Consider the following 16,192-nt stretch of genomic DNA (forward strand, 5'->3'; position numbering starts at 1 on the left):
GTACCTCACTTATATCGTTGTATCCATTATAACGAGGTTTGCTTATAAAAATACACAAAAACCCCGAATTATGGACTTTTTTTAAGTGTCCACGATTCGGGGTACAGTTCAATTTGAGCAGATGCTTTTTTTATTTCTTTTCGATTTCACAATTGGTATATGCAACAAAAGTAGAAAGTAAACACAATGGATTTCCTTGCATGTGAATGTGCAATGGTTCCTCTTCAAACGACATTTTTTATACAGCTCTTGCTACGAAAGTCCTGTATGCTTCTTTTTTCATTCCATTTATCGATCAATTAACTGCACCATAAGCAGTGCTTTCCCGACAACATTTCCTTCATGATGTACTTCAACATCGACCTTACCAAATTTACGACCAATTTCTAATACCTTTGGATAAACTGATACGATATGATCAATTTGGACAGGCTTTACAAAATAAATCGTTAAATTTTCAACGATTAAATCGCTCTTCTTTTGCGCTCGAATCACACGATTTGTCGCCTCTGTTACAATCGTTGTAAATACACCATAAGATAACGTTCCTAATGAATTCGTCATTTGTGGCGTTACTGAAAATTGATAATTTTGTTCATGTTTCGTTTCTTTTTGATTCACAAATTGACTTGTTACGATATCATCAATTGTTTCTCCTACTTGTGGTTGACGCTGAATCATTTGCAGTGCCTGAAGTACATCTTGACGACTAATAATTCCCTGCAGTTTGCTCCCTTCATCCACCACAGGAAGCATTTCAATCCCTTCCCAAACCATCATACGTGCTGCTGCAGCAACAGACATTTTTCCATTCACTGTAATCGGTTGCTTTGTCATGACCTTTTCAATCGGCGTTTCTTTTGCAACCCCAATCATATCTTTTGACGTTACGATTCCTAATACTTTTTTATTGTCATCGATGATTGGATAACGTCCATGCATCGTTTCTTTATTATAAGCATGCCATCTCTCCACTTTATCATCTGGCTTTAAATATAAAGTTTCTTCAATTGGCGTTAAAATATCTTCAACAAGTACAATTTCCTTTTTAATAAGCTGATCGTAAATCGCACGGTTAATTAGTGTCGCTACAGTAAATGTATCATAGCTACTTGAGATAATTGGCAACTTCAATTCGTCTGCTAATTTCTTCACATAATCTTCCGTATCAAATCCACCTGTAATTAATACAGCAGCTCCCCTTTCTAACGCAAGCTGGTGCGCATTTGTACGGTTCCCAATAATTAATAAGTTCCCAGCTTCTGTATAGCGCATCATCGCTTCTAATTTCATTGCGCCAATTACAAATTTATTTAATGTCTTATGTAATCCTTCTCTACCGCCTAACACTTGACCATCGACAATGTTAACGACTTCTGCATATGTTAGTTTTTCAATATTTTCTTTCTTCTTTTGTTCAATTCGAATTGTTCCCACGCGTTCAATCGTACTTACATATCCTTTATTTTCTGCATCTTTAATTGCGCGATATGCTGTTCCTTCACTGACACTTAAATCCTTTGCAATTTGACGCACAGAAATTTTATGCCCTACTGGCAAGTTATTAATATGTTCTAAAATTTGGTTATGTTTGGTAGCCAAATGGTTTCACCATACTTTCTTTTCCCTAAATTCTTCATGTGTTGTATGTTTAGTATACTATATTTCCAAAACTGTTACACACTCTCTTTACATATCTGTACTATTTTCCATATAACAAAAAAATTCTTACAACAGCATAATTTATTTTTCATCTCATTCCATCATTTATCCGCTCACCTCAATATAGAATAAAAGTAAGAAATGAAAATGAAACACCTGGACAATCATTACAAAATATCCAGAATGCATACTCCTACACCTATTTTTCATACATAAAGAAACCCTTCACTTGTTCGATCAAATGAAGGGTTTCTTTTCTATAGTGTAATACTTTCTCCCACTTCTAATACTCTCCCTGTACGGTTTGTTAGCTTTTCAACAAATCGATGTGGGTCTTGTTCAATAACCGGGAACGTATTATAATGCATCGGCACAACTGTTTTCGCATCAATCCATTTCGCTGCTAACGCCGCATCTTCTGGTCCCATTGTAAAGTTATCGCCAATTGGTAAAAATGCTAATTCAATATCGTTACGCTCTCCAATTAATTTCATATCAGAGAATAATGCCGTATCCCCTGCATGATAAATTGTTTTCTCCTCTGCTGTAAATAAAATCCCAGCTGGCATTCCTGTATATGTAATCGTCTTATTTTCTTCATCGATGTAGCTAGAACCATGGAATGCTTGCGTAAATTTTACTTTTCCAAAATCAAATTCATGCGCCCCACCGATATGCATTGGATGCGTCTTCACACCTTGCCATCCTAAAAACGTCGCGAGTTCAAAAGGTGCGACTACAATCGCATCATTTCGCTTCGCAATTTCGGCTGTATCACCAACATGATCTCCATGACCGTGCGATAAAAGAATCGCATCTACCTTTACATCTTCCGCTTTTAAATCTGTTTTCGGATTTCCTGTTAAAAATGGATCAATTAAAATCACTTTTCCATTCGTTTCAATCTTTACAACTGAATGCCCGTGATAAGATATTTTCATTGTTACATTCCTCCTTACTCCCCCCTATTATTCTACATAATTTCACAATTTCCTGTCTTTTCTAACATCGATTTACTTGTCATAACTCTTTCATCCGATGTAAAGTTATATATGTAACAGAAATCTCGGAGGTGTCGATCGATGAATACTAGATTAGAAAAATTCATGCACTGGCTACAAGAACAAAACGTGGAAGCAGCCTTCTTAACTTCTACACCAAACGTTTTCTACATGACGAACTTCCATTGCGAACCGCACGAAAGACTACTCGGTCTATTTGTATTCCAAGAACAAGAACCTATTTTAATTTGTCCGAAAATGGAAGAAGATCAAGCACGAAATGCTGGATGGACACACGAAATTATCGGATTTACTGATACTGACAGACCGTGGGATATGATTGCAAAAGCATTGAAAGACCGCGGTATCAAAGCAAACGCAGTTGCAATTGAAAAAGAACACTTAAATGTAGAACGCTATGAGGCGTTAACAAAATTATTCCCAAATGCAACATTTCGCTCTGCAGAAGAAAAAGTTCGTGAGCTTCGTTTAATTAAAGATGAAAAAGAACTTTCTATTTTACGTGAAGCTGCTCATATGGCTGACTATGCTGTCGGTATTGGTGTAGAAGCCATTAAAGAAGATCGCAGTGAATTAGAAGTACTGGCAATCATCGAACATGAACTAAAGAAAAAAGGTATACATAAAATGTCATTCGACACGATGGTCTTAACTGGAGCAAATTCAGCTCTACCTCATGGTGTACCAGGCGCTAATAAAATGAAGCGCGGTGACTTCGTTCTATTCGACCTAGGTGTAATTATTGATGGTTACTGTTCTGATATTACACGCACAGTCGCATTCGGCGATATTTCTGAAGAACAAACGCGTATTTATAACACAGTACTAGCTGGCCAACTACAAGCAATTGAATCATGTAAACCGGGCGTTACACTCGGTGCTATCGACCGTGCTGCTCGTTCTGTTATTGCAGACGCTGGCTACGGAGGCTTCTTCCCGCATCGCCTCGGCCATGGCCTTGGTATTAGTGTACATGAATATCCAGATGTAAAAGAAGGCAACGAATCTCCATTAAAAGAAGGCATGGTCTTCACAATTGAACCAGGAATTTACGTACCAAATGTAGGCGGAGTTCGAATTGAAGATGATATTTACATTACAAAAAACGGAACAGAAATTTTAACAAAATTCCCGAAAGAATTGCAGTTTGTGAAATAAAAAAGAAGGCACTCAAAAAGTGCCTTCTTTCATCTTACTAATATTCACTTGAAAATTTACAATCCAAACCGAGAAAAGGTGTACAAAAATCGCTATAACCATACAAGTCCCGCTCAAAAATGTTAAAACTGGGTGCGAGTATGAATGCTCTAAGTAATAAGACACTCCAATAAAAAACAGTGTTATATAGATGTAGATCGCTCCATGTATTTGCCTCATATAAGCCCCCTTTTTTTATATTATACCATAAATTTTCTGATTATTCACATTAATGGACTGTGATTAATATTTCTCAACTGTTACGACTCTTACAATACCCTATATATTAGTATATCTTTTGTAAATTGTTTCATTCATCTTTTTTACCAATTGCATCTTAATTAAAAAAGCCCATCTATGTTGATGCGCTTTTCTGCTTATATACAAACTATCATTCTATTCTTTCATCGCTTCTTTGACAACATCTTGAATCATTATAACCTCTGTTTTCATATCAACAGCTGGTACTTCTTTATCAATACATTCATACCAAAATGCTAAGTGCTTTTTATCAATTTCATGATGAGAATTTTCGACAAGAGCACCATCTTCTCCTTGTACAGAATACCAATATAAGTACTCCTCTTCATCTCTTATTTCCCGGAAAATTGTCTCTACATACATTTTTTCGTCGTTTAGTGTCAAAAGCACTTCTTTCATATTGTCATTAAGAAGCTGCATCCATTCATCTACACGATGACTTTTTCCTTGTTTCACTTTGAATCTCGTTAATTCGACATTCATTTTTATCCCTCCGTTTTCTTACGTACAAATAAATTATATTCTACTGGATTATGAAAACTTAATTTACTAGCTAATTTTTGCGAAGGAATATTGTCTACGTTACAATCCCAGCACGGCATTATATGATTTTGTATACAATGTTCAATGAAACGTGTTGCAACAGCTTGGGCTAATCCTTTCCCTTGATGCGCTTCATGCGTCGCAATATCAATTTCAGCAAAACGATTCCCGCTAAATATTGTGACACATTCCGCTACAATCATCCCATTTTGTTCTATGCAAAACCCAAAGCCATTATTCAAAAACGCTTCATTTGACCCCCAATATTCTTTATAATACGCCTCTGTAAATTCCTTACTTCGTTCTATATCGCTTCTATCAATACGCTTAACCTCATATGTATTTTTGTTACAATCTCGTTTTCTCTCTTCAAAAGTTTCTCTTTGAAATTTCATTCGTGGGATTTTCCGAAATACATTACTAAAACGGCCCTCAATCATCATTTCCCATTCTTCACTAGAAGTGAAAAGCGTAAATCGTTTTTCTGTCGTTTCAATGGCTGTTTTTATATACGAGAATAAATCTTCGTTATAACTTTGATCATGAGTGTCACCGAATAAATAATAAATGCCATTAGCTGCGATAATTAGTCCTGCTGTTAATTGCTCATTTACAAAAACCTCACCATTTATCATTTGATCACATACCGCATAAGCAAATGCGGTCGTTCTTGTATTGCTTTTTAAAATCGGAAGAACTTTTCTATACTCGACTACAGATAATTTTTTCATAATTGCTTCACTATAATCGTATCAGCCTCTATATGTTCAAAACAAAGATTTACCGTTCTCTTTAATGCTCTCGTTCTATGAATCGTACATGCTGGAATTAAAATTGAATCATTCGGTTTCAAAACTGCTGTCTCTCCATCTTGAAAATCGATAAGTAATTCTCCCTCTAATACAATGAATAATTCGTCCGAATTAGAATGATAATGCCAATCATATTCACCAGTAAACACAGCAATTCGTAGGCAATGACTATTTACATTTGAAACGACGAAGTTTTTATGTTGGTCTTTAATATCTTTTGTTAAATCTATTAAATTTATCTTTTCCATAGAATCCCCTCCTTATGCCCCTATATATATTTATCTTAAAATTATCATAAGAGGCATTTTACTAACAAGAAAAAAATTCCATATAAAAGCCTTAAATAAAAAAAGATCTCTAATCTTTCCTAGCCTATAAGAAAAATTAAAGATCATCTCTTCTATTCTATCAGAAATGTACTATCTCCAGCAGAAAGCACACCTTCTATATAACCTTTTGTAAAATCAGGTAATACAATGATAATTACTGCAGTTAAAATTCCCATACCAATTCCTCTTAATTTCAGATTATTCTTCTTTTTACCTACAACCATTGTAATAATTCCTGCTATAAGCAAAACGAATGACAAAATATCACAAATATACCCCATGTTGTCCCTCCTATTTCTATTCGCGTTTCTTTTTATTTATATTATGCGATGCTTATATTTCAAATAAAAGCCCTCCTTATCATAAGAAGGGCCTCATCTAATATTTATTATGATAAAGCAGGTGCTTTTTCAAGAAGCTCTTTCGCATCAGCGTATTGTAAGCCGTGAGCTTCTGCAACTGCTTCGAATGTTACATAGCCATCTAATGTGTTAATACCTTTTAGTAATGCAGCGTTACCTAAGCAAGCAGCTTTATAGCCTTTGTTCGCAATTTGTACTGCATACGGCACTGTTACGTTTGTTAATGCAAGAGTTGATGTACGTGGAACCGCACCTGGCATGTTTGCAACTGCATAATGAACAACACCGTGTTTTTCATAAGTTGGGTTATCATGAGTTGTAATGCGATCCGTTGTTTCAAAAATACCACCTTGGTCAATCGCGATATCAACAACAACAGAACCAGGTTCCATTGATTGAATCATTTCTTCTGTTACAAGTTTTGGCGCTTTTGCACCTGGAATTAATACTGCGCCGATTACAAGATCAGATTCTTTTACAGCTTGTGCAATATTATATGGATTAGACATTAACGTTTTTACTTGATTTCCGAAAATGTCATCTAATTGACGAAGACGCTCTGCACTTAAGTCGATGATTGTTACATCCGCACCTAAACCAACCGCAATTTTCGCTGCGTTTGTACCAGCTTGACCGCCACCGATAATTGTTACTTTCCCACGTTTTACTCCTGGAACGCCTGCAAGTAAAATACCTTTTCCGCCTTTATTTTTCTCAAGGAACTGTGCTCCAATTTGTGCAGACATACGACCAGCTACTTCACTCATCGGTGCAAGTAATGGTAAAGAACGATTATCTAATTGTACTGTTTCATAAGCAATGGATATCACTTTATTATCAATTAAAGCTTTTGTTAACTCAGGCTCTGGAGCTAGATGTAAGTACGTGAATAAAATAAGTCCTTCACGGAAATAACCATACTCACTTTCAATTGGCTCTTTTACCTTCATAACCATATCTTGCTTCCATGCTTCTTTAGCAGTTTCAACAAGTTTCGCTCCAGCTTGTACGTACTCTTCATCTGTAAAACCAGAACCTAAACCTGCACCCTTTTGAACAAAAACTTCATGACCATTTTGTACAAGATGTACAGCACCAGCTGGCGTCATTGCCACACGGTTTTCATTGTTTTTAATTTCTGTTGGAATACCGATACGCATTATTCATTCCCCCTTGAGTTATGAAATGACCCCTAAATTATTTTTTAAACGCTTTCTACGCACCTATATTCTAACATAATCCTTCAATATTTTACAAAAAATAACACAAGTTTTCCGATAGATTTTATTTATTTTTGTCGATATCGATGAATTACATCAACTGCCCCTGTTATTTCAATAATTGTACCCGTAATCATATCAGAATCTTCATCGCATAAAAACGAGATGGTGCGTGCGATATCTTCACCTGTTCCTGATCTACCAATTGGCGTACGCTTATCTTTCAACATGCGCGCTTCTTGAATTGTCGCTTCTTTCATTTCACCAATAATATCACCTGGACAAACCATATTTGCTGTAATACCATATTCTGCTTCTTCATAAGCAACTGTCTTCGTTAATGAAACAAGCCCTACTTTTGCTGCTGCAAAAGCTGAACGATATATCCATCCCGGTGCACTATCGGCCCCTTGAAATCCATAATTAATAATGCGACCAAATTGGTTCTTTCTCATAATTGGAACAACGAGTTTTAACAGATGAAATACCGCTGTTAAATTTCCTTGAATCATCTCATTCCATTCCTGCTCTTCATAATCCACTAACTTTTTTCGTTCAAACACATAAGGACCCGCATTATTAATTAAAAAATCGATCTTACCAAAACGTTTTGTTGCTTCTTCTACTATTTTATGTAAATCTTCTTTCTTCGTGACATCTGCTTGTATAAACTGTAGACGTTCTTCTATATGATTATACTTTTCTTTCATTTCCTCTACAGCACTTCTGTCGCTATGATATGTGACTGTTACAGAATGTCCATTCGCCAATAATTTCTCTGTTACTTGCCTTCCTAAACCTTTTGTACCGGCTGTAATGAGCGCGTGTCTCACAAACATGCCTCCTTTTAAATTGCTATACTCCATATGTAACAAGTTCTTGCTGCAATTACAACTAAAAAGAATCAAAACAAACTTTTCAAAATTCTGTAACGTTTTTTTTACGTATATTACCAAAATTTGTTTTATAATTAAGTTGTAAAGGGTTATAAAATCAATTGGGAGGAATTTACTATGACTAATACATATACAAATATTTTAATTGCTGTAGATGGTTCTAAAGAGGCTGAAAAAGCTTTTAAAAAAGCGATTCAAGTTGCGAAACGTAACAACGCGACATTAACAATTGCTCATATCGTTGATGTGAAAGCATACTCTGCAGTAGAAGCATATAGCCGCGCGATTGCTGAACGTGCTAATCTTTTTGCAGAAGACTTATTAGAAGACTACAAAAAAACAGCACTAGAAGCAGGTCTTGAAAAGGTAGAAACTGTACTAGAATTCGGTAATCCAAAATCTAAAATTTCAAAAGAAATTGCTCCCAAACATAAAGTAGACTTAATCATGTGCGGTGCCACTGGTTTAAATGCTGTAGAGCGTTTCTTAATTGGTAGCGTCTCTGAACATATTATTCGCTATGCAAAATGCGATGTCCTTGTTGTTCGTGGTGATGAAGAGCAAGGTGAGCTTTAATTCATAACAATAAATACGTCTTATTTTCCATTCCTTTCTCATTTTCTAACATTACATGAACATACATTTTTTAGAATCAAACGGACAAAATATATGTGTTTAGAAAAGGAGGATCCTATATGGAGGATTATGAACGTATTATTTTAGATGTAAATGGGAAAGAAATCGAAATGTTAAATACAATCCGCACGCATTTCAAAGAAAAACATGGCATGGAACTAAGTAATGGTGCATTACTTCGAGATTTGATGGATATTGAGTATATTCGAATTACGGAAGATCGACATAAGTACGATTAATTGATAAAACTGTAAGCCTAGAACAGATTGCTCTAGGCTTACTTGCATCTACACGAAAAATGTTAACAAAAAAGAAAGTACGCCAGACTTTAACAGACTGGCGTACTCTTTAACTCAATTCCTAATCACTTCTCCCACTAACGTCTTCGCTTTTTCCAACGCCTGTTCAATTTGAACAAATCCTGTCCCACCTGCACTATTACGACGTTTTACCGCTGCATAAGGTGATAGAACCTCATATAAATCTTCTTCAAATAACGGGCTCATTTCTTTATATATTTCGAGGGGCACATCTAATAAATAAATTCCTTTTCGTGTGCAATGAAGAACAAGCTTTCCGACAATTTCATGCGCCTGGCGGAATGGAAGTCCTTTGTTCGCTAAGTAATCAGCGATTTCTGTTGCATTAGAAAAGTCCTGCGTGACAGCCTGCCCCATTCTTTCTTTGTTTACAGTCATCGTTTCTAACATACCAGCCATAATATGAAGACAGCCTTCTACCGTTTTAACTGTATCAAACATTCCTTCTTTATCCTCTTGCAAATCTTTGTTATAGGCTAGCGGCAATCCTTTCATTACTGTTAATAAACTGAATAAGTTTCCATACACTCTTCCTGTTTTACCACGGATCAGTTCCGCCATATCCGGATTTTTCTTTTGTGGCATAATGCTACTTCCCGTTGCATATTGATCGCTCATTTCAATAAATTGAAACTCCTGACTACTCCATAAAATGAGTTCTTCACAAAAGCGTGATACATGCATCATTAAAATAGATGAATTGCTCAGAAATTCTAATATAAAATCACGATCACTTACCGCATCTAAACTATTTTCATATATTCCTTCAAAACCGAGAAGCGCTGCGCTATATGCACGGTCAATCGGAAATGTTGTTCCTGCAAGAGCACCTGCACCAAGCGGGGAAACATTTATACGTTTCAAAGAATCTTCATAGCGATTTACATCACGTTCTAACATCCAAAAGTATGCGAGTATATGGTGTGCAAAAGAAATAGGTTGTGCACGCTGCAAATGTGTATACCCTGGCATAATCGTTTTAATATTCTCTTCTGCTTGATCAACAAGAACCTTCTGCAATTGTTTTGTAGCTTGTATTATATCTTGTACTTTCTCTTTTAAATACAAGTGCATATCTGTTGCGACTTGATCATTACGACTGCGACCTGTATGAAGCTTTCCTCCTACCTCACCAATTTGTTCAATGAGCATCTTTTCAATATTTAAATGAATATCCTCCGCTTCTACCGAGAAGTTCAGCTTATTTTCTTTCGCTTTTTCAAGTAAATATTGAAGCCCTTCTTTTATTTTCTCTGCCTCATCATTTGTTACAATCCCCTGTTTTGCAAGCATTGTAACATGTGCAATACTGCCTTCTATATCTTGTTTCACTAATTGTTTGTCAAAGGAGATCGATGCTCCAAACTCCTCGACCCACGCTTCTGCCTCTTCTGTAAAGCGCCCACCCCACAGTTTACTCACGCTTCCACCTTCTTCTGATTCACTTGGCTATATACTTTTGTTGGAAGACCAAATAGTGAAATAAAACCAACTGCTGCATCGTGATTAAATTCATCATTCGCTGTATAAGTCGCTAATTTTTCATCATATAAGGAGTATTCTGATTTACGTCCTTCTACAATCGCATGCCCTTTAAATAATTTTACACGCACTGTACCTGATACTGTCTTTTGCGTTTCTTGTAAAAAAGCAACAAGCGCTTGTTTTAAAGGTGAGAACCATAAGCCATTATAGATTAATTCTGTTAGCTTTTGTTCAATAATTGGTTTAAAGTGAGCTACTTCTTTTACAAGTGTTAAATCTTCAAGTTCTTTATGAGCAGTAAGTAATGTCATCGCCGCTGGGCATTCATACACCTCACGCGACTTAATGCCTACAAGGCGGTTTTCTACATGATCGATACGCCCAATCCCATGCTTTCCAGCAAGTGAATTTAATGTTTTCATGAATTGTGAAAGTGAGTAAGCTGTTCCATTTAATGTTGTCGGTACACCTGCTTCAAATCCGATTTCTACAAATTCTGGCTGATCTGGTGTATTTTCTAATGATAAAGTCATTTCATACGCATCTTCTGGCGGCGCTGCCCATGGATCTTCTAAAATTCCGCACTCATTACTACGTCCCCATAAGTTTTGGTCAATAGAAAATGGGCTATCTAAATTGACAGGAATTGGTACATCGTTTTCTTTTGCATACGCAATTTCTTCCTCACGTGACCATTTCCATTCACGTACTGGTGCAATGACTTCTAAATATGGGTTTAATGCTTGAATGGATACTTCAAAACGTACTTGGTCATTCCCCTTACCGGTACATCCATGCGCAACTGCACTAGCACCTTCTCGTTCTGCAATCTCAACTAGTTTTTTCGCAATTAGCGGACGAGATAATGCAGAAACAAGAGGGTATTTCCCTTCATATAATGTATGACCTTGTAAAGCCATCAATGCATATTCATTCATAAACTCTTCTTGCACATCAATCATATAAGATTTAATAGCTCCTACTGAAAGTGCTTTTTCTTTTACAAATTCTAAATCTTTCCCTTCCCCTAAGTCCAAGCAAAGAGCGATAACATCATAATTTTTTTCTTGCAACCACTTAATTGCAACAGAAGTATCAAGACCTCCAGAATATGCTAGCACAACTTTTTTCTTCTCCATTTTATATCCCCCTAAAGAATAAATATTCATAATAACTTATAATAATCCAAACTTTATCATCTTTTCTCAAATGAATCAAGAGATATTCAAAAAAAATTCTCACAATTCCATCGAACTTCTTTCTCTTTTTCGATACAATGGAAACAGAAAGTGGGGTGTCTATATGGAATCATATTTTATTTATGATGAACATCTAGGAATTGAAGTACCACATTTACAAGAGGAATGGGAGGACATCCCAGAAAAAGTGCAACACACAATTCTATTAAAGTGGGAACAAATTCGCGGGAAAATACCTGATCGCATAAAAGAACTTGAATATCATATTAATCAAAAACAACATCATCTCAATAACGAAGAAAACTTCGAGATTTCCTGTAGACTTAATTCTGAAATTGCAGACCTTGCTTCCATCATTAATGATTTATGGCTTTGGTATCGCCTTACGCAACATGTATCTCACGGAAAAACTCATCCATAAAGAGACATGTCCCGCTTTCCATTTGGGACATGTCTCTTTACTTTTGTAAAAAAATAACACATGATGCACTCGATTTTTCATATACTATATGATAAACCGATAAATACGTTATGAAACTCCTTCTTTACCCTTTATACTAACTGTCGAAATGATTCTCTTCTTTGCAATAACTTGTATTATCTTACAAAAATACCGAAACGTCACAACATCATCTCAAAAAAACAATGAAATCTGTAGATTTCCTCCAATTATTGTCGGTTTCCTTACGCATACATTTTTTGAAAGTATGATATAATAGTATAAAATCTTTACAGAAAGGATTTTGATATCATGATCGCTCGAAGGAGCATGTGGCATCGAATTGATGAATCTTACACGTAGCGTATTTTTTAGCTCAGATCCTTTAGTCTAGCGAAAAAATACGAGAGTGGGGAAATTATGATTGCCCGAAGGATAATTTGGCAAAGAAAAGACTCTTCTTACACATAGCGTTTTGTTTAAGTCACACTGTTATTTGCTAAACAAAACAAAGAAGAGAATAGGATTGCTAAATAGGAAATCCTACCAAAGTTTTGTTTAGTCGTTTTTTAGGCTTAAACTAAAACGAAAGTAGGGAGAATTGATGGACGAGAGGATTATTCGTTATTTCTTCAGCGACATATAGCGTAGTTAGTTTGATGTAAACTAACTGACAGCTACTATGCGCTCGTAGTTAGTTTACAAAACGAAAAAAGACTACTAACTACGGAAAGAAGGAATAACGATGAGGAACATCCAAAGTCGACAAATTATTAAAGAAATTTTTATGGTTTTAATCGGTTCATTTATTTTATCAGCAGCACTATATCATTTTCATTTCCAAAACCACTTAACAGAAGGTGGATTTGTTGGAATTGCATTATTCATCCAAAACTTTTTTGATATTTCACCGTCGATTTCAACTGTATTAATGGATATTCCTGTCATCTTATTATGCGCTACATTTTTAGGCAAAAAGATGGTTGGTTATTCATTTCTAGGTTCGATTTCATTCGGCGTATTTTATTCTTTTGTGGAGAACTACTCTCCATTTACGGTAGATTTATCAAATCATTTATGGATTGCCGCTGTACTTGGTGGTGCGTTAGCTGGTATTGGACTCGGTTTTATATTACGATTTGGCGGTGCAACCGGCGGAGACGATATTTTAACGATTGTATTAAGCAAAAAAACATGCTTTACAATCGGGCAAATTTTCTTTGTCTTTGACGCGATTGTTCTTGCGCTTTCATTATATTATTTAAATTGGACGGAAATTGCATTTACGATTCTTTCCATTGCTGTTCAATCCAAAACATTGGACTTCATTTACTATCCAAAAGCAGAAAAGAAAACCGTATCCATTCCTATGTCCAAAAAACATGCAACAAACTAAAAAGCGAAAGGCCTCGGCCTCTCGCTTTTTTCATGCACGTTTCTCTTTCTCTAATAGGTAGCGCACTTGATAAAATTTGTTTGCAAATTCGGTTACATTTCTTGTTAAACGATAATTCACAGTGGAACCAATTGCAATTCCTAGCACAGGAACACCTTGAAATAATTTACGACGAAGTGCATAAATCGAAAATGTCTTCAAAATTTGTTTAAGCACAACCTCTATTGAAGCTGGTTTTAATACTTCTTCTTCTCCTTCATAAAAGTAGGAATCTTCTTGTTCTAACTCTTGCAGTAAATTGGACCAAGCATATTGTTGCAATCTTGTTGGCAATAATGCAGCGTGAAATACTTTTAGAGCAAGCATCATTTCATACGGCTTATTCACATCATGCCCAAACGAAGTTGCAATGAGCTGCACAGCTTTTACATTTAGCGCAATCATAACAGGAAAATCAGCAGTTAATAGGAATAAGCCTCCAACACCAGTTGCTCCTCCTTGTACAAAAGAGTATAGTCGATGACGTGCTGTCTGTTGTTCTGCTATGTATGTTAATTGATCGATAGATAATGCTTTTAAGTCATCTAAATTCTCAATGGACTCATCAAATAATCTAGCTGTACCTAAAATACGATTGCGCGCATCTAATTGCGATTGTGAACTTTGAATAAATGCATGAAGATGAAATAACCATCCGTCTACTTTTGCAAAAAGATTTGTACGCTTTTTCTCAGGTAATTTTTCTACTATTTCATACACCCATTTATCAAACATCTTTTGAAAATCAGTCGCTTCTTGTTCTATTAATTGTCTTTCCCACTCTTTTATATCTTGTAAAATGGATTGTTCTCGCTTCGATTGCATTGCAACAATCACCTCGCTCAATTTTTTTCTATTGTAACATATTTCTGCTTTTTCTTCGCAAACTTGATAAGTACACATATATTAATTCCATACATAAGAATATCCTTCCAATTTCCCCACAAAAAAAGACGGAATCATATAAGATTCCGCCCTCTTGATATATATTAACCAATACTTCCAAGACGAACAACGTCACGAGCGATCATAACTTCTTCGTCAGTTGGAATTACAATAATTTTTACTGGAGAGTGTGGGAAGCTGATAAATGCTTCTTCACCGAATACGTTGTTGCGTTTTGCATCAAAGTATACGCCCATGTACTCAAGACCTTCTAATACGCGCTCACGAATGATCGCACTATTTTCACCTACACCAGCTGTGAAGATGATTGCGTCAACGCCTTTCATGCGAGCTGCGTAAGAACCGATATATTTGTGAATACGGCTTACGAACACATCAAGTGCTACTTTCGCACGGTGGTCGCCTTCTTCTTCTTTCGCAATAATGTCACGTAAGTCACTAGAATATCCAGTAAGACCTAACATACCACTTTTCTTGTTTAATACATTCACTACTTCTTCTACACTTTGTCCAGTTTTTTCCATGATGTATGGAATTAGCGCAGGGTCAATGTTACCAGAACGTGTGCCCATTGTTACACCAGCAAGTGGAGTGAATCCCATTGAAGTATCGATAGATTTTCCACCTTCTACAGCTGCGATACTTGCTCCGTTACCTAAATGGCAAGAAAGAAGACGTAAGCTTTCAAGTGGACGACCTAATAATTCAGCTGCACGCTCTGTTACATATTTATGAGAAGTTCCGTGGAAACCGTATTTACGGATACCGTATTTCTCATAGTATTCATATGGTAAGCTGTAAAGATACGCAGATTCAGGCATTGTTTGGTGGAATGCTGTATCGAATACTGCTACTGCTGGTACGTTTGGAAGCACTTCTTGGAACGCTTTAATACCAACAATATTTGCTGGGTTATGAAGTGGTGCTAATTCGCTTAATTCTTCAATATCTGCTAATACTTGATCTGTAATTAATACAGAGTCAGCAAATTTTTCACCGCCGTGTACAACACGGTGACCGATACCGCTAATCTCATCAAGAGATTTTACGATTCCATTTTCAGTTAATTTATTAAGAAGCATATTAACTGCCACTGCATGATCTGGAATATTTTTAACTTCTTTTTGTTTCTCACCATTTACAGTAATTGTGAAAATACTGTCTTCTAAACCGATACGTTCTACTAAACCTTTTGTTAATACTTTCTCACTTGGCATTTCAAATAATTGAAACTTCAAGGAAGAACTTCCTGCATTAATCGCGATGATTTTTGACATCTAGTCTTTCGCCCCTTTTTCTCTTGGTAGTTATGTGGAAAAACCACAAACCGCTCGATTTTATCTCTTTAAATCCATCAAAATGAAAACGTTTCATTTTTAATGAATTTTATACTCACGATTTTAATTTAAACATCGTCCGCCATATATTTCAAGTGAAAAAATTGTAACACCAAGAAAAAATATATATT

19 protein-coding genes are annotated in these 16,192 nt (G+C 35.9%); 5 read left to right on the plus strand and 14 right to left on the minus strand.

Annotated features, from left to right (window positions below):
- Positions 1-130: 130 nt before the first annotated feature.
- The 3 genes from MR058_RS11155 to MR058_RS11165 all read right to left on the minus strand — a co-directional run bounded on the left by MR058_RS11155 (position 131) and on the right by MR058_RS11165 (position 2,603).
- The gene (locus MR058_RS11155) at positions 131-235 is read right to left on the minus strand and encodes a DUF3949 domain-containing protein (protein WP_396021438.1); all 105 of its coding nucleotides are present in this window, start codon (positions 233-235) and stop codon (positions 131-133) included.
- Between the two features lie 53 nt (positions 236-288).
- On the minus strand, positions 289-1,602 hold the full coding sequence (locus MR058_RS11160; protein ID WP_242144099.1) for a CBS domain-containing protein: 1,314 nt from the start codon (positions 1,600-1,602) through the stop codon (positions 289-291).
- A gap of 317 nt (positions 1,603-1,919) precedes the next feature.
- Complete coding sequence (locus tag MR058_RS11165) at positions 1,920-2,603, minus strand: metal-dependent hydrolase (RefSeq protein WP_242144100.1); 684 nt, start codon at positions 2,601-2,603, stop codon at positions 1,920-1,922.
- 141 nt (positions 2,604-2,744) lie between these two features.
- Between MR058_RS11165 and pepQ the strand changes: the two genes are divergently transcribed.
- A complete protein-coding gene (pepQ, locus tag MR058_RS11170; protein ID WP_242144101.1) occupies positions 2,745-3,842 on the plus strand; it encodes a Xaa-Pro dipeptidase in 1,098 nt (365 codons plus the stop codon).
- Between the two features lie 12 nt (positions 3,843-3,854).
- Here pepQ and MR058_RS11175 read toward each other — a convergent pair whose 3' ends face one another.
- From MR058_RS11175 to MR058_RS11205, 7 genes are all read right to left on the minus strand, one after another.
- Complete coding sequence (locus tag MR058_RS11175; protein ID WP_242144102.1) at positions 3,855-4,061, minus strand: hypothetical protein; 207 nt, start codon at positions 4,059-4,061, stop codon at positions 3,855-3,857.
- A gap of 216 nt (positions 4,062-4,277) precedes the next feature.
- Complete coding sequence (locus MR058_RS11180) at positions 4,278-4,625, minus strand: DUF6176 family protein (RefSeq protein WP_242144103.1); 348 nt, start codon at positions 4,623-4,625, stop codon at positions 4,278-4,280.
- A gap of 2 nt (positions 4,626-4,627) precedes the next feature.
- A complete protein-coding gene (locus MR058_RS11185; protein WP_242144104.1) occupies positions 4,628-5,416 on the minus strand; it encodes a GNAT family N-acetyltransferase in 789 nt (262 codons plus the stop codon).
- Positions 5,413-5,745 carry a cupin domain-containing protein gene (locus MR058_RS11190; protein ID WP_242144105.1) on the minus strand — a complete coding sequence of 111 codons (333 nt, stop codon included), beginning with the start codon at positions 5,743-5,745 and terminating at the stop codon, positions 5,413-5,415. Before MR058_RS11190 ends, MR058_RS11185 begins: the two co-directional genes overlap by 4 nt.
- A 152-nt stretch (positions 5,746-5,897) precedes the next feature.
- A complete protein-coding gene (locus tag MR058_RS11195) occupies positions 5,898-6,107 on the minus strand; it encodes a hypothetical protein (protein WP_242144106.1) in 210 nt (69 codons plus the stop codon).
- A 107-nt stretch (positions 6,108-6,214) separates the two neighbouring features.
- Complete coding sequence (gene ald, locus MR058_RS11200; protein WP_242144107.1) at positions 6,215-7,348, minus strand: alanine dehydrogenase; 1,134 nt, start codon at positions 7,346-7,348, stop codon at positions 6,215-6,217.
- 128 nt (positions 7,349-7,476) lie between these two features.
- Positions 7,477-8,274 (minus strand): SDR family oxidoreductase, encoded by a 798-nt coding sequence (locus MR058_RS11205; protein ID WP_242144108.1) that lies wholly within the window; start codon positions 8,272-8,274, stop codon positions 7,477-7,479.
- Positions 8,275-8,421: 147 nt separating this feature from the next.
- Here MR058_RS11205 and MR058_RS11210 point away from each other — a divergent pair, with 147 nt between their 5' ends.
- Together MR058_RS11210 and MR058_RS11215 are read left to right on the plus strand one after the other, a co-directional pair.
- Positions 8,422-8,880, plus strand: coding sequence for a universal stress protein (locus MR058_RS11210; RefSeq protein ID WP_012095760.1), 459 nt, complete (start codon positions 8,422-8,424; stop codon positions 8,878-8,880).
- Between the two features lie 119 nt (positions 8,881-8,999).
- Positions 9,000-9,179: a ProA domain protein gene (locus tag MR058_RS11215; RefSeq protein ID WP_242144109.1), complete on the plus strand. Its 180-nt coding sequence runs from the start codon at positions 9,000-9,002 to the stop codon at positions 9,177-9,179.
- A 114-nt stretch (positions 9,180-9,293) separates the two neighbouring features.
- Here the strand turns inward: MR058_RS11215 and argH are convergent, their stop codons facing one another.
- Together argH and MR058_RS11225 are read right to left on the minus strand one after the other, a co-directional pair.
- Complete coding sequence (gene argH / locus MR058_RS11220; protein ID WP_242144110.1) at positions 9,294-10,682, minus strand: argininosuccinate lyase; 1,389 nt, start codon at positions 10,680-10,682, stop codon at positions 9,294-9,296.
- Entirely contained in the window at positions 10,679-11,884 is a 1,206-nt protein-coding gene (locus MR058_RS11225) for an argininosuccinate synthase (RefSeq protein WP_242144111.1), read from the minus strand. The genes argH and MR058_RS11225 overlap by 4 nt, the downstream gene beginning before the upstream one ends.
- A gap of 163 nt (positions 11,885-12,047) precedes the next feature.
- On the opposite strand from MR058_RS11225, the gene MR058_RS11230 reads away from it, so the two are divergent.
- Positions 12,048-12,365: a radical SAM protein gene (locus tag MR058_RS11230; RefSeq protein ID WP_242144112.1), complete on the plus strand. Its 318-nt coding sequence runs from the start codon at positions 12,048-12,050 to the stop codon at positions 12,363-12,365.
- Positions 12,366-13,128: 763 nt separating this feature from the next.
- Complete coding sequence (locus MR058_RS11235; protein ID WP_242144113.1) at positions 13,129-13,779, plus strand: YitT family protein; 651 nt, start codon at positions 13,129-13,131, stop codon at positions 13,777-13,779.
- A gap of 30 nt (positions 13,780-13,809) precedes the next feature.
- Here the strand turns inward: MR058_RS11235 and MR058_RS11240 are convergent, their stop codons facing one another.
- Positions 13,810-14,643: an EcsC family protein gene (locus MR058_RS11240; protein ID WP_242144114.1), complete on the minus strand. Its 834-nt coding sequence runs from the start codon at positions 14,641-14,643 to the stop codon at positions 13,810-13,812.
- Between the two features lie 164 nt (positions 14,644-14,807).
- Entirely contained in the window at positions 14,808-16,001 is a 1,194-nt protein-coding gene (gene ackA, locus MR058_RS11245; protein WP_242144115.1) for an acetate kinase, read from the minus strand.
- Between the last annotated feature and the right edge of the window lie 191 nt (positions 16,002-16,192).

It is taken from the genome of Bacillus cereus group sp. BfR-BA-01430 (assembly GCF_022663115.1).
Classification (GTDB): Bacteria; Bacillota; Bacilli; order Bacillales; family Bacillaceae_G; genus Bacillus_A; species Bacillus_A cereus_BD.